Consider the following 18,336-nt stretch of genomic DNA (forward strand, 5'->3'; position numbering starts at 1 on the left):
TACCAAAAAATCCATAATAAAAACTTATAAAAACATTTTGATCTTAGAAACACATCATACATTCTTTATCGATAAAATGAGATTTTTACTATCCACAAATAGCAAGATAAAATAGAAAAACATCACTTATTTGGAAGTGATGTTTTTTCTATTTAATGCAGTGGTAACATAACCTCAACCGTCGTTCCAACCCCAACTTCACTTTCAAAACTCATTTTACCGTTGTGGTCTTTAATAATTTTTTCTGTAACTACTAAACCTAGACCAGTTCCTGTTTCTTTCGTTGTATAAAAGGCTTCATTTAACTTTGGAATTTTATCTTTCGGAATGCCGCATCCCTCATCTTTCACTTGAATGATGATTCCATCTTTTACAGTAACTTTAATCGTAATTGTTCCGCCAACTGACATTGCTTCAATTGCATTTTTAATTAAATTAAAAAAGACCTGTTTTAATCGTTTTTCATCACATGTAATTGATGGTAAGTCTTTACTGTAAATACCTTGTATGTTGACTCCTTGTTTTAACGCAGGCTTTTCCATAACTCGAATAACATAAGAGATAATTTCTTCTATGTTATGAGTTTCTGATTCTAGTGATTTAGAGTTCTCAAATCCACTAAGTTCTGTAGCAATTATATGAATCCGATCTACTTCTTGTTTCATAATATCACTATAAATTTTATCCTCTGGATGCTTGTCTGCTTGTTTATTCACAAGTTTTTTTAAGTTTGCTAAAGGTCTTCTAATCTTATAACCAATAACCGTTGCCATCTTTCCAACAGCTGCTAGTTTTTCTGTCTGTTTTATTTCTTTATCCATCATCTCAAGCGTACGAACGTAAGACTGAACCCTCAAAAATATAATCCAACATATGATAGTAAATACGCTATATAATGCCATTGGAATTAAAACGAGAGAAGATTGAATAATGATTCCTGTAAGAGCATACTTTCCGACAAGTATCGCTGGAACTAACCAGAAATATCTTTTATTCACAAAGATTGGTGCGAACAAAATAAAAAATCCTTCTACTATATTTCCACCGTCAAATTCTGCATCGCTACCATAATAAATCATAATGTTATGGATACAATCTAATACATTATAGCCAATTAGAATAATATACTTTACCGCAAAAACATTCTTCCATTTCATAAAGTATATTCCAATACAAAACAATACCACCATCAAAAAGTAAAGCCATAAACCTAAGCCATCTTCAAACTCTCCTACGCCTTCTTGCTCTCCACCGATTAATGGTACGATAAATTCATAGGCAAGATCATATACAAAAAATATAATGAAAAATAAACTTAAAAATGCTTTCAGCGCCTTTATTTCTTCATTTTTAAATATATAGCCTTTATTCATATGGTAACTCCTAGCTTTTCTTCCACTTGGATTTCAGTATTTCCACACTTCCTTGGGAGAATGATGTCTATTCTCGTTCCAGTATCTCTTTCACTTGAAATATGCAGCTCACCAAGGTGCTCGGCGACAATTCGATTCGCTACCGTAAGTCCCAGACCAATTTTATCTTGTTTCGTTGTATAAAAGGCCTCTGTAACACGAATTAAGTTTTCTTGCTTAATACCATGACCATTATCAATCACGCTGATCATTACATACTCTTTCCCTTTATTTTCTAATCTTACATGTAATATGCCACCTTGTTCCATTGCCTCTAAAGCATTTTTTATCGTATATAAAAAGACTCCTCTTATTCTTCGTTCATCACATTCAATTTCTATTGTTTTTTCTTCCACATTAGAAATAAACTGTACGTTTAATTCATTCATTTTTTCGCGAAGACTTGTTATTACTTGTAATACAATTTTCCCCACATCATGTTTCTTATAAATAGAAGGTTTGCATGTAGCAACTTCCATCAACTCACTTATCATATTATTCATATTTTCTATTTCAAAAATCATACGTTTATAAATAGGATCCTCTTCATGCTTCTCTCGTTGTAATTGTGTAAATCCTTTTAATGAAGCGAGTGGATTTTTAATTTCATGTCCAACCGTCGCTGCCATTTTCCCAATTACCGCTAATTTTTGCGATTCACTAGCAATCGCAATACTTTCCTTTACAGCTGAAAGATATTGTAAAAATCGGTTTAAAATGATATATGCCGCTATTAACATAAGTGTATACATAATAAGGTACATAAATGCTTTTACTTCCTCTAATACAAATAAATAAATCAAATATTTTCCTACAATAGAAGAAAGTAAAATCACATAAAATTTTTTATTTAAAAATATGGGTACAAAGAAAATGAGAATAATTTCTATTATATTTGTCGCATCAAACGCCGCCTTATTATAAAAAACATACGAAAATATATTAGCGATTTCTATCCCTATGTATGCAAATATCCATGCATATTTAACAAGGTTGGCCTTCTCTTTTTTCATTAAATATATATTCACGCACAGTATTGCTACTCCGCAAATAACTTGCCATACTATGTTGTACCCCTTATCCATTATTGATTTATCGTCTAATACGATTGCATAGAAAATTTGATATACAATAACAATGACATATAACACCCATAAAAGGATTTTTGCATTCCTTTCTTCTTCTTTATATGATAGAAAACTTTCTTTCACTTCAACACCCCTTCAAAATAATATCTCGAAGAATACCATTTATTATAATAAATGATTTTCATAGACAAACAAAGATAAATCGAACATTTGAGGAAAATCATCCCAACTATGCAATATCTTCATGCTATATACAAGCATAAAAAACATAAACAATAATACGTATATTATGGGAGGTGTTTTTTATGGACGGCAAAAAAAATAAAAAGACAGAACAACTCCAATCTTTCACGCGTGAGAATGAAGGAAAAGAGATGACAACAAATACAGGTGTTAAAATTTCAAATGATGAAAACTCTTTAACTGCCAGTGATCGTGGCCCTACCCTTCTAGAAGATTTCCTTATGCGAGAAAAACTTTCTCACTTTGACCGTGAACGAATTCCAGAACGAGTCGTTCACGCACGAGGATACGGAGCACATGGCATTTTTGAGTTATATGAATCTTTAGAAGAGCTAACAATGGCCCACTTTCTACAAGACCCTTCAAAAAAAACACCGCTTTTTATTCGTTTCTCTGAAGTAGCTGGATCAAAAGGAGCAAATGAAACGAATCGAGATGTAAGAGGATTCGCCGTTAAATTTTATACAGAAGAAGGAAATTTTGATTTAGTAGGAAATAATATTCCCATTTTCTTTATTCAAGATGGCATTAAATTTCCTGATCTAATTCACGCCCTTAAACCAGAGCCACATAATGAAATTCCACAGGGCCAAACAGCACATGATACTTTTTGGGACTTCATCGCCAACAATCAAGAATCAGCTGCAATGATGATGTGGATTATGTCCGATCGTACAATTCCAAGAAGCTTTCGAATGATGCAAGGATTTGGAGTTCATACATTTCGTCTAGTTAATAGAAATGGAAAGTCACGATTCGTGAAATTCCATTGGAAACCAAAGCTCGGCGTTCATTCGTTAATTTGGGATGAAGCACAAAAACTAGGCGGTGCTGATCCAGATTACCATCGCCGTGATTTGTGGGAAAATATTAATGCTGGAAACTACCCTGAGTACGAACTTGGCATTCAAATTTTAGAAGAAGAGGACGAATTTAAATACGACTTCGATATATTAGATGCAACGAAAATTTGGCCTGAAGAAGATTTTCCCGTTAAAATCATTGGGAAAATGACCTTAAATCGCAATGTAGATAATGTATTCGCTGAAACTGAACAAGTGGCACTACACCCTGGAAGTATCGTCCGTGGTATTGACTTTACCAATGACCCTCTCTTACAAGGTAGACTCTTTTCTTATACAGACACACAATTAGCACGCGTTGGTACAAATTATCAAGAACTACCGATTAACCGCCCGATATGCCCATTTCATAACAACCAAAGAGATGGTGCGTCTAAATATATAATCGACAAAGGAAAAGTTGCCTACCATAACAATTCCTTAGCAAATAATTCTCCTTATACTGTACCTGGGACAAAGGGGGGATTCGTTACATATCCTTCTACTGTATCTGGTCATAAAACAAGGGAAACTGCTGCTAGCTTCAAAGACCACTTCTCTCAAGCTCGTTTATTTTGGAATAGTATGAGTCACGTCGAAAAAATCCACATTATGCAGGCTTTCTCCTTTGAATTAGGAAAAGTCAAAAGTAAATCTGTCCGCCAACAAGTCGTGGATATGATTGGACATATTAGTACAGAATTGGCTACTTTAGTTGCAGAAGCTATCGGGGCAAAAATCCCAAATGTGCAAGAATCCAACGTTACAAAATCATCTCCAGCACTCAGTATGGCAAATACGACCTTTAGTCCTAATACATTACGAGTAGGTGTCATTGTTGCAAATGGATATGATGGGCCCAGCGCACAATATATAATAAATCAGTTCAAACAAGTAGGTCTTCAACCAGTGATCGTTTCCGAACGATTAGGCATAGTGCAGGGAACGCAAAATGGACAGTGGGAAGTAAATGATACTTTCTTAACAGGCTCACCACTCCTTTATGATGGATTACTTCTTATCGGCGGAAAGATGGATGATCATTTTCTTAACAAAGCAAGTTCATTTGTCGTAGAATCATATAATCACTTTAAGCCAATTGGCTCCTTCCAAAACGGCTCGTCTATTATTCAATCTTTAAATATCGAAGGAAATCCTGGTGTTTTAATAGAACAAGACCCTATACGACTAGCAAATGAATTTATTAAAGCTATGACAAAACAACGCTTTTGGGATCGAGCATATTCATAAAATAGGGGGACATTTATGTTTATTACTGTCGAGAAAGATGTGCATATTTTTGTGCAAGACGTTAATCCTGGTCCAGGTAGTAAGACTGTTTTCTTCGTTCACGGATGGCCTTTAAATCATCAAATGTATCAATATCAACTCAATGTTTTACCCGAGCATGGCTTTCGCTGTATCGCCATGGATATACGAGGGAATGGGCAATCTGATAAACCATGGACTGGTTACACGTATGATCGATTAGCCGATGATATCGCAATTGTTCTAGAAGCACTCCAAGTAGAGAACGCTACGTTAGTCGGTTTCTCAGTTGGTGGTGCTCTTTCTATTCGCTATATGTCTCGCTATAACGGGCACCGTATTTCTAAGCTCGCATTAATTGACGCTGTCTCCCCCTCTTTCGTTAAAAATCAAGAGTCCCCTTACGGTGTACCGAAAGAACAAGCAGATGCTCTTATTAATCAAATGTATGCTAATTTACCAAAATTTTTAAATGATGTATCTTTATCCTTTTTTAATAGAAACTTAGGAGCCGCAACCCTTGAATGGTTTTCTTATCTCGGTATGCAGTCCGCTTCTTATGCCCTTATCAAAATTTTACAAGCAGCTGCAAATGAAGATGTAACGAAAGATTTAAATAAAATTAACGTCCCAACGAAAATCTTCCACGGCGTTCACGACCAACTAATTCCTTACAAAAGTGCTGAGCTTACGCAACAACGAATTAAAAATTCTCAGTTACATGCTCTTACAAATAGTGGCCATGGTTCACCAATCGATCAAGCGGATGACTTAAATAAAGAACTGATAAAATTTTTACAGGCATAACAACTGCAATACAAGAATGAAAGTTAACATAATCGTTTTTTTACAAAACATAAAATTCACACATTTCTCACAAACACACAAATAAAACGATTACATTTTCATATATACTAAATGTACAAGTAATACTCCCTAAACCCAGCTTGTCTGGTTACCCCGTTAAATACTATGAAAAAAGAACTTGTATCGTTATACAAGTTCTTTTTGTTTCTTTTATTTAAAGAGGATATCTTTACTATATTGATTTCCAACGAGTAAATCATATTGAAGCATTTTATATTGCTCTAACATTTCTTTTTGTTTCTTTGTTAAATCATTGATTACTTCTCCATTTTTATCAACTTTTAATTCATCTCTAAGCACTGGTATTTCCTTGTAAAGTTCCGATAAAAATTGATAAAATAAGGATTTATTTAATCCTGTATAATCAAAAATAAGATTAGAAAAATGGATTGGGCTTACTAAACCTAAATTATCATTTGGCATATCAAAGTTTGCATGCATTAATAGCGGCGTTTGCGCCATTGATAAACGTTCACTCGGTGTTTTTTCATTCGTTATATACCCATTTTCTTTATAAAAAGATTTATTTGTTCCTAATGATGGAAGATGATCTCCAAAGAATACTAATAATGTAGGTCTGTCTAAATTATCTAGTTGTTCTATTAAATATTGAAGAGCCTCATCTGAACGTCTTAATCCTTCTGTATATGTCTCTAATTCTCCCTTTGATTCTTCATTTTCTAGACCGCTAATTTCTATTAGGTTTTCACCAAATCGGCCCTCTGTAAATGGAAAATGATTTTGCATCGTAACTGCATGAATAAATGTAGGTTGTTTTTGTTTCTCTAACTCAGCAATTATCTCTTTACTCATCGCTAAATCACTAATATAATCTCCATCAATATCCACATTTTCCATCGTGTCATCTGCATTAAACTTATCAAATCCTAACACCTTATATACATCATCACGTTTAAAAAATGTGCGACCAAATGAATGAATTGCACTTGTGTAATAACCTTCTTTTTTCAACGCCGTAGGGATTGATGGAATTTCTTTCTTATTTGTAATAACCTGCTGATATGGTATAGAACCTGGCTTTAACAAACTCATTGAATAGCTCGTTAATGCCTCAAATTCAACGTTCGCTGTATTTCCCCCAAATGTAGGAGAAATAGTTTGTCCACCAGGAAAGTTTTCTATATAATGATGTAAATTTGGTACAGGATCTTCACTAAATGAAAGGTTGGTTACTTTCGTCGGATCCCAAAACGATTCACTCATTACAAAAATAATATTCGGTTTCTCTTTTTTCTTTTCGTTCCCTATATTTCCACTATATTGTTTTTTTATATCGTTTGCTATTTGAAGCATATTTTCTTTAGAATAATTTTTTGGTTTTTCCATAACTGTTGTATCTAAATTGCTAATAAACCCTAGTACAAAACCATTTGAAGCATAGTTCTCATTTTGATTCCACAAAACAAAATCTACACCTGACTTTTGAAATACTTTATTCATAAATGTATTCGCAAAATTACCGTACGCATATAGAACAAAAATAGATCCTACTACTAATAAAGCTCTTATTCCTAGATGAATCTTTACATTTTGAATATATCTTCTCATATATATCCCTGCAACAATACAAGCTACGATACTTAAGATAATGACAAAAATATAACTCCAGCTAAAATAGTCCATCACCATCGGTATAACAGATTGCATATGCGTAATTTGTGTGAAATCAGAAGGATATAACGGATCACCCCTGAAAATAAGCTTCAAATAATTCACAATACCTAAAATGACTAACGTACAGCTCGTTAAAACCATACTTAGAAAAACCTTACCTATTAAATTATATACAAGAATATATATTGCATAAATTACTACAACACTTAATATAAACTGCATATTATAAATGTAAATCCAATTCATTGTCTCTATGAAACTCATATTAACTTGCATGACAATATAAAATAATGCTACTGTATGAGCTAGCAAAAATAATATAAAATGCACTCTCAGGGATGCCTTACATATAGACATCTCTTTTTTATTGAAATGCGTAATATAAAATGTTATGCCCCATATGAAAATCATCATAACACTTAAAACAAGCTTTTGATTTAAATGATCTTTCATCATGTCTAAATTAAAAACCTTTAAAATCATAAACAGCATAGTTATTACTAATAATGTCACCATACTACTTATAATGCTAGAAATTAATATATTTCTTTTTGGAAGATGAAAAAGTGTAGAACCATATTTCAATTCATTCCCTCGTTTCTATGTATTAATTTCACCCCGCATCGAAAAAACTATTTGTATTAAAATAACATATATCCTATATTTCGTCTGCAAACTTGCTTCTACTATAAATATATTTCCTTAATACTTCCTTAATCAATAGTTAAATTGTGGTATACAAATTATTCATTCTTGAAAAGGTTAATTTCAGCATTCCACTTTATGATATAATAACTACTTTTTAGAAATCCTTAATGCTATTAAAGATTTCACATGAAAATACGAAAAAATTAATAAAAAGGCGTTGCTCATTTTTAACAACTATTACTATAACGAAAAGAACCTGCCACAAGACAGGTTCTTTTCGTTATTTTATGATAAAAGAGAAAATGATTAGCATGTGTATTATATAAAAGGAAGCAGCCATATTTTCCATACGATACATACGAGTACTATAATTACAAAATCAAAAAAATCTAATCTCGGACCTTTTTTCATATTCATATGTAGCCACATATGAAACCATTTTATTTTTGTATATTTATGGATGTTTTTCTTTGCAAATCGGTAAATAAGCATTTGCATGATAAAAAATCCGGCCACAAAAATAAATAATAAGATGAGAAATCCAATCACAAAATTCCTCCTATTTTTGTAGCGTTTTTTCTACTATCCGATTTTTCAAAACCCACTCTTCAAACTGGGCACTTCCAAATTCCCAGCTAAGATCGCGAGCATGTACAGAAAAAACGTAATGACCAGCATATTCGTCCATAAATCTCCCTAACTCTACATCGTCTTTCTGAATACCGTATACTCCAAAATTAAAATACACATCCCATACGTCTTCATTCTTCCTCTTATAAGCAATCGATTCCATATCACATTCTGTCCCGAAATAATCAAGATGTAAATGTACGCTATTATCGTATTCGTACTCCATTTTATCACCCCTTATATTTGTACTTCTTTACCACCAAAAAAATTCCTGCTATCTACACTCACATATGGGCACTTACCTACATATCATGCTTGTAGAGTGACTTCTAGGAGGTGTTATATAGTGAAAAAATTAATCGCGATTTTTTGCATCATGTTACTAGCTGTTTTTACTTTTGCTGCTTGTAGTAGTAAAAAAGAAGGTACTAAAGAACAAACTCAAAACATTCGCGTCGGCGAAGTTACCCATTCTCTCTTCTATGCCCCATTATATGTTGGGATTGAAAAAGGATTTTTTAAAGATGAAGGACTAAATATTGACCTACAAACAACAGCTGGTGGCGATAAAACGATGACCGCCCTATTATCTGGCGGAATTGATATTGCTCTCGTCGGTTCTGAAACGTCTATTTACGTTCATCAACAAGGAGCGAAAGACCCTGTCATTAACTTCGCACAGCTTACACAAACAGATGGGACATTTTTAGTTTCACGTAAAAAACTAGACTCTTTTAATTGGAATGATGTAAAAGGTGTTACGTTTTTAGGACAGCGTAAAGGCGGCATGCCGCAAATGGTGGGGGAATATGTTTTAAAGAAAAACGGCATTGATCCTCATAAAGATACAAACTTAATTCAAAATATCGAGTTTGCTAATATTGCAAATGCCTTCGCATCTGGTACTGGAGAGTTTGTACAGCTCTTTGAACCGACTGCAAGTATACTTGAGAAAGAAGGTAAAGGTTATATCGTCGCTTCATTCGGAAATGAATCTGGTACTGTTCCTTATACAACGTTCATGGCAAAAGAAAGTTTCTTAAAGAAAGATAAAGCTGCTGCTGAAAAGTTCACACGTGCGCTCTATAAAGCACAACAATGGGTTGATACACATAGTCCAGAAGAAATTGCTGATGCCGTTTCCCCGCTATTTAAAGACACTTCAAAAGACATAACAGTAAAAGTAATTGAACGGTACAAAAAGCAACATTCTTATGCAACAAATCCACTATTAGATGCGGAAGAATGGAAACAGCTCCAAACTATTATGAAAGACGCTGGCGAATTACAAAAAGAAGTCCCACATGAAGCGCTCGTCAATACAAAAATTGCCGAAAGCGTTATTAAGAAATAGAGGCGAAGGGTATGAGTTTTTTACAAATACGTAACGTTTCTCACTGTTTTTTTGCAAAAGAGAATGCCAAACTTATTCTCGAAGATATGAGCTTACAAGTGGAAGAAGGCGAATTTATTTCTATACTCGGTCCAAGTGGTTGCGGTAAAACAACGCTCCTCTCAATCATTGCTGGGCTACTTGATCCAATTGACGGTATCGTCTTTTTAGATGGTGAACCGATTACAACGAAAACATCATCTATGGGATATATGTTGCAACAAGATTACTTATTCCCTTGGAAAACGATTGAAGAAAATATTATGCTCGGACTTCATATTAGAAAGATTTATGATGAGCAGATGAAAGAACATACTTTAAACCTTTTAAAACAAGTCGGTCTGCATGGTGTAGAAGAACAATATCCTCGTGAACTATCCGGCGGTATGCGTCAACGTGCCGCTCTCGTTCGAACATTAGCGACTGATCCGAAAATTTTATTACTAGATGAACCATTCTCCGCACTCGATTATCAAACGAAGTTAAAACTAGAAGAACTCGTTTTCAACTTACTAAATAAATATAAGAAAACATCACTACTTGTTACTCACGATATTGAAGAAGCGATTGCGATGAGTGATCGTATTTATTTACTGCAAGCGAATCCCGGAAAAATCGCAAAAACCTTTATCGTCCCGGAAAGTATCCGTTCTTTATCACCGTTAGAAGCACGCCATCACTACGATTTCCCAGCCCTCTTTCAAGATATATGGAAGGAGCTGGAACGACTTGGATAATATAAAACAACTACATGAACAATTTCGAAAGAACGAACGCAGACGCGCTTGGATTGCTCGCTCGCTACAACTTTTACTACTTATTCTTTTCTTTGCACTATGGGAAATAGCTAGTAAAAAAGAATGGATTGATCCTTTACTCTTTAGCTCTCCTTCGAGTATTTGGGATCTCTTCTTAACGAAATGGATCGACGGTTCACTTTGGGTCCACATATGGACGACATTACTGGAAACAGGAGTAGGCTTCATTCTCGGAACAGTACTTGGTGCTATTATTGCCACGTTCCTTTGGTGGATGCCACTTCTAGCCCGCGTACTTGATCCTTATCTCGTCGTCCTAAATGCAATGCCAAAAGTTGCACTCGGTCCAATCATCATCGTTATTTTCGGTCCAAACATTTCATCTTCTATCGCAATGGGAGTAATCATTTCCATCATCATTACCATTCTCGTTATTTACAGTGCATTTCAAGAAGTCGATTCTAACTATATAAAAGTGATGGACACATTTGGTGCAAATAAATGGCAATGTTATAAGCAAGTCGTTCTCCCTGCATCTTTTCCAGCAATTATCTCAACGTTAAAAGTAAACGTTGGTTTATCCTGGGTCGGTGTTATTTTCGGAGAACTTCTCGTTTCCAAACAAGGACTTGGCTACTTAATTAGCTACGGATTCCAAGTCTTTAACTTCACACTCGTCTTACTTAGCGTACTACTCACATGTGTTCTTGCAACTCTTATGTATGTATTTGTTGAGGCATTTGAAAAAATTCTAATTGGAAAAAGAAAAAGAAGCTGACTCAAAACAGTGCGCTATAGTCAGCTTCTTTCTTTTACCTTTTATCACACATTTTCGTTTCATTTGTAATGTTTCCATCCGCAACCGTAACTGTATGGAAACAGTCTTTCACACGTACTGTAACGACATTATCTTTTCGATCTATCACATGATAATCATTAAACTTTTCATTCAAAGCACTACGAATTTGCTCCCCTTCAAAAATCGGAAAACCGTGAGACATTACCCAAATGAGACCAGCAACAGCAAGAATCGTTTTCATACGTTTCATTACCTCCTCGAGAGTAAACTTATAGTCCCTACAACACGCGCATTATAATTGTGTCTAAATTGTGACATTTTTATACTAATTCTCTTTTGTGCCTCCAGTTCCTTCTTCTTTTTAATAAAAATACAGAATTTTCAATTTTATCAACATAAGAAAAAACGCAAAGAATTAAAAATTCTTCACGCTTTTCTTTAACGAAACTATATCGAAAGCATAACTCACATTAGTCTCCACTTTGTTGTTCTATCGTTTTTGAAACATCATATAATCCCGACAGCACTTCCGCTCTCATTTTTACAAGCTCAGGAAACTGATAGAAGAAAGCAATTTTCTTATATTTTAACTCTGTACCTTCTTTCACCTTTTTTGAATCTTGTAAAATGAACGCTGTAAATGTATCTGCGATATCTTCCGTTACATTTGTTGTTCCATATAGTGATACAAAATCATCATGCTTTTCTTTATAAAATTCAATTTGTGCCTCTTCACTTTCTTCTACTTTCTTTTCTGTCCACTCTTGCTCAATTGGTTTCCAAAATTCATTATAAAATTGGTTAATATACGAACTTTTTCTCACACATCCATTTTTCACGAACACCGTTTTACATTTATTTCGATATGATGAAATGTCTTTCTCTTCATCAAACGCCTCTAAATACTTTCTATCCACTGGTACTTGTTTATGTCCAATCGTTAATACGTGAGCCGTTTCATGAATTAATGTTTTCATCACTTCATCTATATTCACCCCAGAATCAAGCACATCTAAACTAAGCACCCAATCTCTCGGGTCATCCATACTTGGCATGACATGGGCAACAACGCCATCATAACCATCTGTTATTAGACCAAATCCTGTTATATTCTCACGATATTTCACTGGGACGAGAGTGCGATACATGTCCCATAAGGTTTCATGATACTCTCTATCTTGTCGCTGACTTAACAAATCATCTTTTGCTACTTCGTCATCTGCAAAAACTTTATTCAATCTCTTACGATCCAATTTTTCAAAATAAGGATCTACAATTTCATCATCATCGATATAATAAGAAGCTAAAAAAAAGTAATTGTCATCCTCTTCTTTTTTCTGTTCCGCCTCTTTCATATTCATACTTTCATACTCTTCTATGTCATAATCCTCTACTTTTTCAAGTTCTGAAAGTCCCTCTATCTTTTTATATACTTTTTGTAATCTTTTATCTCCTATTTGCGTGCAAACTTCTTCTATTTTACAAATTTCTTTTTCTTTCGTAACCTCGATAGCACTATCGCATCCTGCAACTAAACTGCTTGCTATAATACAACACACTAACTTGCCATACAGTTTCTTCATACAATCCCCCATTATTCCATTCTACAAAATATCATAATCATTTTTTTACGAATATGCGATGATTAATTATAAAAACTGCAAGGAGGCTTCTCATGATTCGTGCAATCTTATTCGACTTAGATGGAACACTATTAGATCGGCGCCAATCTTTAGAACAATTTATTTGTGAGCAATATAATCGCTTCTCCTCACATTTGATGAGTATAGAGAAATCAGAGTATTGTTCTCAATTTCTTGAACTCGATAATAATGGCTATACGTGGAAGGATAAAGTATATGCTACTCTCCTTTCCGAATACAACATTACTACTTTAACGCAAGAGCAACTGCTACACGACTATATTACAAACTTCCAACATCATTGTATTCCTTTCAAAAACACGCATGAACTACTTCAACAGTTAAAACAGCGAAACATTAAAATTGGTATTATCACAAATGGTTTTACTGAATTTCAGATGAGCAACCTTCGAGCACTACATATACATACGTATACAAACACCATTCTCGTTTCAGAAGCTGAAGGAATTAAAAAACCTCACCCTGAAATTTTCGAACGTGCTTTGCAAAAACTAGATGTTAAGGCAGAAGAATGTCTTTATGTTGGAGATCATCCAGAAAACGATGTGCTTGGTTCTGAACAAGTAGGAATTCTTGGTGTTTGGAAAAAAGATTCGTTTTGGGGTGATTTTAAGCATTCACGTATCGTAGATGATTTGTTGGAGGTGCTTTCGTTTTTAGAGGTGGAGATAAAAACACAATAATAGTAATTAAATTATATCAACAATTTTCACAATATATTGATTCACCGACAAAAAATAATAAGAGGAGGCAGTTGTTCAAAAACGCCTCCTCTTATTATTCATATACTGTAAACTGCGGTTTACTCGGATGATCTATCACTTGCGCATCATCTGGAAATTTTGAAACTTTTTGATATAAGGCAATGTCGCCGATACAACCTGCTGTTAGTAGAATTCCTAAAAATGAGAGTGGCTCCAGATTCATAGCTAATCCCAATACAATTGGCAAAATTCCAGTTGGTAAAAACGGAAGCATTAACACTTTCTTCATTTGCTTTACTGTAACCGCCTGTTTAGAATGAGCATATGCAACACCTAATTTCCAATTAACGCCCCATTTTAGTTCACTCCACGGAACACCTCCGATATAGCGAAAGCCAATTAAATGTATTGCCTCATGAATACAAACGAGAACAATCATTGCGCTAATAAAAAGAAACACAGTTGGTAACGTAATTTCAACTTGAACCCCGCCTGAAAGAAGTGCATGTAAAAAACTAATTCCAAATGCCAAAACAAATATTATAAGAAATGCATAGACATTTAATTTAACCATAGACACAGCAACAGTCGTTTCTTTTCTATTCTCCATCTTTCCCCTCCTAAAATGCAAATATATCTTCACAAAATTGTATAATATACCCAAAATAATATAAAGATATATTTACATTTATTCTTACATACAAAAAAAAGAAACCGGCCACTTTACTTCGTAAAACAGCCGATTTCTTCTATATGTTTCATCGTACGCGCCAATACATCGTCGCGCATTATAAAGCTAAATTTTCTATTCGTTTTAATGTTGTCAGGAATGTCTTTTAATAAAACAGACCCTTTCGTTTCTTCGTAATGCGTATGTTCTTCTACCGCACTAATTGTTGCAAAATAAATGTTTTTAATGATTATTTTGTCTTTTCCAGATACTTTATATTGTCCTAAGTAAGTTAAATCAGAAACTATGCCGCCGGTTTCTTCATGAACCTCTCGAACTGCCGCTTCTTCCGGTGTTTCCCCTAGTTCTACTTTACCACCTGGAAATTCAAGACCGCGACGTAAATGATGCGTTAATAACCATTGATCCCCGTACCGGCATACAACCCAAACATGCTTTGGCTCAGGAGAAAATGGATAACGTTCAAACGATAATTGTACAGTGTTGTGGTAATAATCTTTAAATTTGTACATGCCATTACTCCCCTATTGATGGTTACAAGTTTTTCCTACCACAAATTGTAGCATATTCTCGCTTTTCTGCATAATATTATCCAATTACAATCCATTGATTATTCCCATTTGCGCGACTAATTCTTTCGTCTCATGATTTCCTAAATCGTAAATCATTTTATATGCTTTTTGTAGTTGTTCATCATATCGGTCATTATTTGAATCGTGATGATACTCAACGAATGGAACGTGGGAGCGTACAAATGACCCTAAATCCTCTACATATGCTTGATCGAAGTGCTCTCTTAATTCCGTAATTTCCTCATCATTTGCGTAAATCTCAAAATTATACGTATCCGCCGTCTTCACTTGTGAAATTTGACCATTTCCTATTGATATATAATATGTTTTTTTCGTCTCCATGTAACACCCTTCTTTCATCCTTTTATTTTCTATTGTTTTCATCAATTACAAAATTATGTAAAATAAAGAAAAGGAGGGGTTTTATGTTCAAAATATTAATTATCGGTATTATCATCGTCCTAATCATCCTTGTACTCTCCATCATGACAATTAATAAAGGCTACGCTTATAAACATTCGGTCGATAAACTAGAAGATAATCCTTATACAAAAAAGAATAAGGAGGATTGATAATATGCTTCGTATACTCCGCATCACAATCGCACTCACGGTGATCGTTATGTCGGCAATTGGATTATATACAGGTCAAAATAATTTTTTACCTCTTTCACAATTTCTATTAGGGGCTTTAATGTTTCTCATCGCATTTGAACAAATAAAGAAAAAGGAGTCCGGAACTGGGGTTATTTGTATCGCTGCTGGAGCATTCAGTTGGATTGTTCTCATCATTACCTACATAAAATAGAGGAGGTCTTTTATGATAAAAGGAGTACGGATTACTTTATCACTTATTGCTTTATGTATAGCAATCTATGGATTTTTTACTAGTAATAGAGAAATAATGCCGTATATGTTTATCTCTTTAGGAGTTATGGGCCTCACCATAAGTTTAGAGGAAATATTAAAACGGCAAACAGGAGGTAGTGTGCTCGCTCTACTAGCAGGTGCCGCTGCTTTATTTATTGGTTTCACAGAAATATTCCGATAAATGGTCTAAAGGAGGCTATACAATGCTAACTCTAACTATATTACGGAGTTTTTTAGCATTTCTCATGCTTCTCTTACTCACTCTAAATACTTATATCCATGTTACCGATAATTTTTCACTTCTCCCATACGTACAATTTATTCTCAGTTGCTCCTTTATTCTTCTAGGAATTAATGAATTGAAATCTGGCCGAAAATCAATGAGTATCCCGTATTTTTTCGTTTCTGGTCTTATATTATTCGTTTTAATATCGTATTACTTTCGCTATATGTAAAATGAATTTCCGACCAATTTAGCATGTAGAACTATTTTCTCTCAGTAACTATTTCTTTCTACTTAAGGGGGATTCCATGTTAAAAAACATTCAAATTATAATCGCCACTATCGCTCTTTCTCTCGCCCTATTTAGCTTCTTTGCAAACTTCACTATTCTTTTACCTTACGTGTTTATCCTTTTAAGTATTATGTGTATCCTTTTTGGAATCGATGAAATAAAAGAGCAGCAAAAAACGAAAGCATTTGTTTATTTTCTCTGTTCTGCCTTTGTTTTATATGTTGGAGTGTCTAGTATACTTTCATAAAAAAAGAACATGTTCGCTCTTAATACAATAAAAAAACTGCCCTTTCACAGGCAGTTTTTTATTTTATCCAAACACTTTCTCAAGTTCATCTTTATCTTGGCTTAACCAGAAGTTCATTAAGCGTTGTGCTCCTTCTAAGTCGTGAAGCTTCGCTTGACCACATTGCGTTTCATTTGCAGCTGGAATTTCTGTAATTTGAACCGCATCTTTTAATGTTAATTCTAATAAATCAATGATTTCTCGTACTGTCGGTGTTCCGCTCACTACAAGATAATATCCTGTTTGGCAGCCCATCGGTGAAATATCGATAATATCAAAATGCGGATAACGATCAATATATTTACGTAAATTAAATGCTAATAAATGCTCTAACGTATGAATAACATCTGGTTTCATTGCTTGTTTATTCGGTTGGCAGAAACGAATATCAAATTTATTTACAATACCGTCACTACCTACATTGTGAACTCCGCAATGTCTTACATAAGGTGCCTTTACAATCGTATGATCTAATTCAAAGCTTTCTACTGATGGCATACAACATCTCTCCCGCTTTTAATTTAATTCCGTTATATCCAATATGATATAACGGAAATGCACATTAGTAAAGTATTATGTACAGTCGTGCTATAATACTTTAAGACTATGCTGAAAAGGAGACCATTATGAAACAGATTTTTATTGGGATTATACGCTTTTATCAAAAGTTCATTTCTCCGATGACACCACCAACTTGCCGCTTTTATCCGACTTGTTCTCATTACGGATTAGAAGCGTTTCAAAAACATGGTGCACTCAAAGGCTTTTGGCTTACTTGTAAGCGTATATTAAAATGTCACCCTTTCCACCCGGGAGGATTTGATCCTGTCCCAGATAAAAAGGATGACAAAGTAAATTCTTAATTGTCGTAACCATTCACAACTAAATCTAATTTTCCTGTATCAGGATCTATAACAAGACCATGAACAGGTACTTCTTCTGGAAGTAATGGATGGTTGCGAAGTATCGATACGCTATGTTCTACACTTTCTTCTACACTAGAGAATCCTTGTAGGAATCTTTCTAAATCGATTCCAGAATAACGGAGTGTATCTAATTTCTCATTTGTTATACCGCGCTCTTTCATCTTCTCAATTGTACTGCTTGCCTGAATTTTTGCCATACCGCAATCGTGGTGACCAACTACACAAACTTCATCAGCACCAAGTTCATATACAGCAACTAAAATACTACGCATAATACTTCCGAATGGATGTGAGATAACAGCTCCTGCTACTTTAATAATTTTCACATCACCGTTACGCATATTCATTGCTTTTGGTAATAATTCAACAAGACGAGTATCCATACAAGAGATAATTACCATTTTTTTATTCGGGAATTTTCCTGTTTCATACTCTTCGTATTTTTTCTCTTCAACGAATTTTTCATTGTATTGTAAAATCTCTTCTAATGACTTCATAATAAAAAACCCTCTTTTCTCTCATTTA

Annotated in this window: 23 protein-coding genes; 11 read left to right on the top strand and 12 right to left on the bottom strand. The window is 34.3% G+C overall.

The window, feature by feature from the left end; translation table 11 throughout:
• Positions 1–152: 152 nt before the first annotated feature.
• Together AC241_RS23675 and AC241_RS23680 are read right to left on the bottom strand one after the other, a co-directional pair.
• Entirely contained in the window at positions 153–1,373 is a 1,221-nt protein-coding gene (locus AC241_RS23675) for an ATP-binding protein (RefSeq protein ID WP_043935232.1), read from the bottom strand.
• Entirely contained in the window at positions 1,370–2,623 is a 1,254-nt protein-coding gene (locus tag AC241_RS23680; RefSeq protein ID WP_050844608.1) for an ATP-binding protein, read from the bottom strand. The genes AC241_RS23675 and AC241_RS23680 overlap by 4 nt, the downstream gene beginning before the upstream one ends.
• Positions 2,624–2,805: 182 nt before the next feature.
• Here AC241_RS23680 and AC241_RS23685 point away from each other — a divergent pair, with 182 nt between their 5' ends.
• Both AC241_RS23685 and AC241_RS23690 read left to right on the top strand, forming a co-directional pair.
• Complete coding sequence (locus AC241_RS23685; protein WP_043935230.1) at positions 2,806–4,836, top strand: catalase; 2,031 nt, start codon at positions 2,806–2,808, stop codon at positions 4,834–4,836.
• Between the two features lie 15 nt (positions 4,837–4,851).
• Positions 4,852–5,661: an alpha/beta fold hydrolase gene (locus AC241_RS23690; protein ID WP_016079974.1), complete on the top strand. Its 810-nt coding sequence runs from the start codon at positions 4,852–4,854 to the stop codon at positions 5,659–5,661.
• Between the two features lie 210 nt (positions 5,662–5,871).
• Here AC241_RS23690 and AC241_RS23695 read toward each other — a convergent pair whose 3' ends face one another.
• The 3 genes from AC241_RS23695 to AC241_RS23705 form a co-directional block, all read right to left on the bottom strand.
• Positions 5,872–7,941: an LTA synthase family protein gene (locus AC241_RS23695; RefSeq protein WP_050844609.1), complete on the bottom strand. Its 2,070-nt coding sequence runs from the start codon at positions 7,939–7,941 to the stop codon at positions 5,872–5,874.
• Between the two features lie 381 nt (positions 7,942–8,322).
• Positions 8,323–8,553, bottom strand: coding sequence for a hypothetical protein (locus AC241_RS23700; protein WP_000578980.1), 231 nt, complete (start codon positions 8,551–8,553; stop codon positions 8,323–8,325).
• Between the two features lie 10 nt (positions 8,554–8,563).
• Complete coding sequence (locus AC241_RS23705) at positions 8,564–8,860, bottom strand: DUF3986 family protein (RefSeq protein ID WP_043935227.1); 297 nt, start codon at positions 8,858–8,860, stop codon at positions 8,564–8,566.
• A 120-nt stretch (positions 8,861–8,980) separates the two neighbouring features.
• Between AC241_RS23705 and AC241_RS23710 the strand changes: the two genes are divergently transcribed.
• Genes AC241_RS23710 through AC241_RS23720 form a run of 3 tightly spaced genes read left to right on the top strand, consistent with a single transcriptional unit; the run spans position 8,981 to position 11,563 of the window.
• On the top strand, positions 8,981–9,988 hold the full coding sequence (locus AC241_RS23710; RefSeq protein WP_000733140.1) for an ABC transporter substrate-binding protein: 1,008 nt from the start codon (positions 8,981–8,983) through the stop codon (positions 9,986–9,988).
• Between the two features lie 11 nt (positions 9,989–9,999).
• Positions 10,000–10,764, top strand: coding sequence for an ABC transporter ATP-binding protein (locus tag AC241_RS23715; RefSeq protein ID WP_000009022.1), 765 nt, complete (start codon positions 10,000–10,002; stop codon positions 10,762–10,764).
• On the top strand, positions 10,757–11,563 hold the full coding sequence (locus AC241_RS23720) for an ABC transporter permease (protein ID WP_000368798.1): 807 nt from the start codon (positions 10,757–10,759) through the stop codon (positions 11,561–11,563). Before AC241_RS23715 ends, AC241_RS23720 begins: the two co-directional genes overlap by 8 nt.
• Positions 11,564–11,597: 34 nt before the next feature.
• Here the strand turns inward: AC241_RS23720 and AC241_RS23725 are convergent, their stop codons facing one another.
• Both AC241_RS23725 and AC241_RS23730 read right to left on the bottom strand, forming a co-directional pair.
• Positions 11,598–11,825, bottom strand: coding sequence for a hypothetical protein (locus AC241_RS23725; RefSeq protein ID WP_000849112.1), 228 nt, complete (start codon positions 11,823–11,825; stop codon positions 11,598–11,600).
• A 229-nt stretch (positions 11,826–12,054) separates the two neighbouring features.
• Positions 12,055–13,167, bottom strand: coding sequence for a hypothetical protein (locus AC241_RS23730; RefSeq protein ID WP_043935226.1), 1,113 nt, complete (start codon positions 13,165–13,167; stop codon positions 12,055–12,057).
• A gap of 92 nt (positions 13,168–13,259) precedes the next feature.
• Between AC241_RS23730 and AC241_RS23735 the strand changes: the two genes are divergently transcribed.
• On the top strand, positions 13,260–13,931 hold the full coding sequence (locus AC241_RS23735) for an HAD family hydrolase (protein WP_043935225.1): 672 nt from the start codon (positions 13,260–13,262) through the stop codon (positions 13,929–13,931).
• A 94-nt stretch (positions 13,932–14,025) separates the two neighbouring features.
• Here the strand turns inward: AC241_RS23735 and AC241_RS23740 are convergent, their stop codons facing one another.
• The 3 genes from AC241_RS23740 to AC241_RS23750 form a co-directional block, all read right to left on the bottom strand.
• A complete protein-coding gene (locus tag AC241_RS23740; protein WP_043935224.1) occupies positions 14,026–14,562 on the bottom strand; it encodes a DUF3267 domain-containing protein in 537 nt (178 codons plus the stop codon).
• Positions 14,563–14,675: 113 nt separating this feature from the next.
• Positions 14,676–15,155, bottom strand: a complete 480-nt coding sequence (gene mutTA / locus AC241_RS23745; RefSeq protein ID WP_000276385.1) for an antimutator 8-oxo-(dGTP/GTP)ase — start codon at positions 15,153–15,155, stop codon at positions 14,676–14,678.
• 84 nt (positions 15,156–15,239) lie between these two features.
• Positions 15,240–15,557: a hypothetical protein gene (locus AC241_RS23750; protein WP_000448411.1), complete on the bottom strand. Its 318-nt coding sequence runs from the start codon at positions 15,555–15,557 to the stop codon at positions 15,240–15,242.
• 83 nt (positions 15,558–15,640) lie between these two features.
• Here AC241_RS23750 and ytzI point away from each other — a divergent pair, with 83 nt between their 5' ends.
• The 4 genes from ytzI (at position 15,641) to AC241_RS23770 (ending at position 16,846) form a co-directional block, all read left to right on the top strand.
• Complete coding sequence (gene ytzI / locus AC241_RS23755; protein ID WP_050844610.1) at positions 15,641–15,787, top strand: YtzI protein; 147 nt, start codon at positions 15,641–15,643, stop codon at positions 15,785–15,787.
• A gap of 4 nt (positions 15,788–15,791) precedes the next feature.
• The gene (locus AC241_RS23760; protein ID WP_050844611.1) at positions 15,792–16,022 is read left to right on the top strand and encodes a DUF3953 domain-containing protein; all 231 of its coding nucleotides are present in this window, start codon (positions 15,792–15,794) and stop codon (positions 16,020–16,022) included.
• Between the two features lie 12 nt (positions 16,023–16,034).
• Positions 16,035–16,265, top strand: a complete 231-nt coding sequence (locus tag AC241_RS23765) for a DUF3953 domain-containing protein (RefSeq protein ID WP_050844612.1) — start codon at positions 16,035–16,037, stop codon at positions 16,263–16,265.
• Positions 16,266–16,615: 350 nt separating this feature from the next.
• Entirely contained in the window at positions 16,616–16,846 is a 231-nt protein-coding gene (locus AC241_RS23770; protein WP_029443482.1) for a YczI family protein, read from the top strand.
• Positions 16,847–16,909: 63 nt separating this feature from the next.
• On the opposite strand, the gene luxS is transcribed toward AC241_RS23770, so the two are convergent.
• Positions 16,910–17,383, bottom strand: a complete 474-nt coding sequence (gene luxS, locus AC241_RS23775; protein WP_001141371.1) for an S-ribosylhomocysteine lyase LuxS — start codon at positions 17,381–17,383, stop codon at positions 16,910–16,912.
• Between the two features lie 128 nt (positions 17,384–17,511).
• Here luxS and yidD point away from each other — a divergent pair, with 128 nt between their 5' ends.
• A complete protein-coding gene (gene yidD, locus AC241_RS23780) occupies positions 17,512–17,748 on the top strand; it encodes a membrane protein insertion efficiency factor YidD (protein ID WP_000809334.1) in 237 nt (78 codons plus the stop codon).
• Here yidD and AC241_RS23785 read toward each other — a convergent pair.
• Positions 17,745–18,308, bottom strand: coding sequence for a beta-class carbonic anhydrase (locus tag AC241_RS23785; RefSeq protein WP_000838168.1), 564 nt, complete (start codon positions 18,306–18,308; stop codon positions 17,745–17,747). The genes yidD and AC241_RS23785 overlap by 4 nt on opposite strands.
• Positions 18,309–18,336: the final 28 nt, after the last annotated feature.

The sequence above is a fragment of the Bacillus thuringiensis genome (assembly GCF_001182785.1).
Lineage (GTDB): Bacteria > Bacillota > Bacilli > Bacillales > Bacillaceae_G > Bacillus_A > Bacillus_A thuringiensis_S.

Coding starts and splice junctions, on each gene's coding strand:
- AC241_RS23675 (WP_043935232.1), bottom strand. CDS start 1,373: ATGAATAAAGGCTATATATTTAAAAATGAAGAAATAAAGGCGCTGAAA.
- AC241_RS23685 (WP_043935230.1), top strand. CDS start 2,806: ATGGACGGCAAAAAAAATAAAAAGACAGAACAACTCCAATCTTTCACG.
- AC241_RS23690 (WP_016079974.1), top strand. CDS start 4,852: ATGTTTATTACTGTCGAGAAAGATGTGCATATTTTTGTGCAAGACGTT.
- AC241_RS23705 (WP_043935227.1), bottom strand. CDS start 8,860: ATGGAGTACGAATACGATAATAGCGTACATTTACATCTTGATTATTTC.
- AC241_RS23715 (WP_000009022.1), top strand. CDS start 10,000: ATGAGTTTTTTACAAATACGTAACGTTTCTCACTGTTTTTTTGCAAAA.
- AC241_RS23725 (WP_000849112.1), bottom strand. CDS start 11,825: ATGAAAACGATTCTTGCTGTTGCTGGTCTCATTTGGGTAATGTCTCAC.
- AC241_RS23730 (WP_043935226.1), bottom strand. CDS start 13,167: ATGAAGAAACTGTATGGCAAGTTAGTGTGTTGTATTATAGCAAGCAGT.
- AC241_RS23735 (WP_043935225.1), top strand. CDS start 13,260: ATGATTCGTGCAATCTTATTCGACTTAGATGGAACACTATTAGATCGG.
- AC241_RS23740 (WP_043935224.1), bottom strand. CDS start 14,562: ATGGAGAATAGAAAAGAAACGACTGTTGCTGTGTCTATGGTTAAATTA.
- mutTA (WP_000276385.1), bottom strand. CDS start 15,155: ATGTACAAATTTAAAGATTATTACCACAACACTGTACAATTATCGTTT.
- AC241_RS23750 (WP_000448411.1), bottom strand. CDS start 15,557: ATGGAGACGAAAAAAACATATTATATATCAATAGGAAATGGTCAAATT.
- ytzI (WP_050844610.1), top strand. CDS start 15,641: ATGTTCAAAATATTAATTATCGGTATTATCATCGTCCTAATCATCCTT.
- AC241_RS23760 (WP_050844611.1), top strand. CDS start 15,792: ATGCTTCGTATACTCCGCATCACAATCGCACTCACGGTGATCGTTATG.
- AC241_RS23765 (WP_050844612.1), top strand. CDS start 16,035: ATGATAAAAGGAGTACGGATTACTTTATCACTTATTGCTTTATGTATA.
- AC241_RS23770 (WP_029443482.1), top strand. CDS start 16,616: ATGTTAAAAAACATTCAAATTATAATCGCCACTATCGCTCTTTCTCTC.
- luxS (WP_001141371.1), bottom strand. CDS start 17,383: ATGCCATCAGTAGAAAGCTTTGAATTAGATCATACGATTGTAAAGGCA.
- yidD (WP_000809334.1), top strand. CDS start 17,512: ATGAAACAGATTTTTATTGGGATTATACGCTTTTATCAAAAGTTCATT.
- AC241_RS23785 (WP_000838168.1), bottom strand. CDS start 18,308: ATGAAGTCATTAGAAGAGATTTTACAATACAATGAAAAATTCGTTGAA.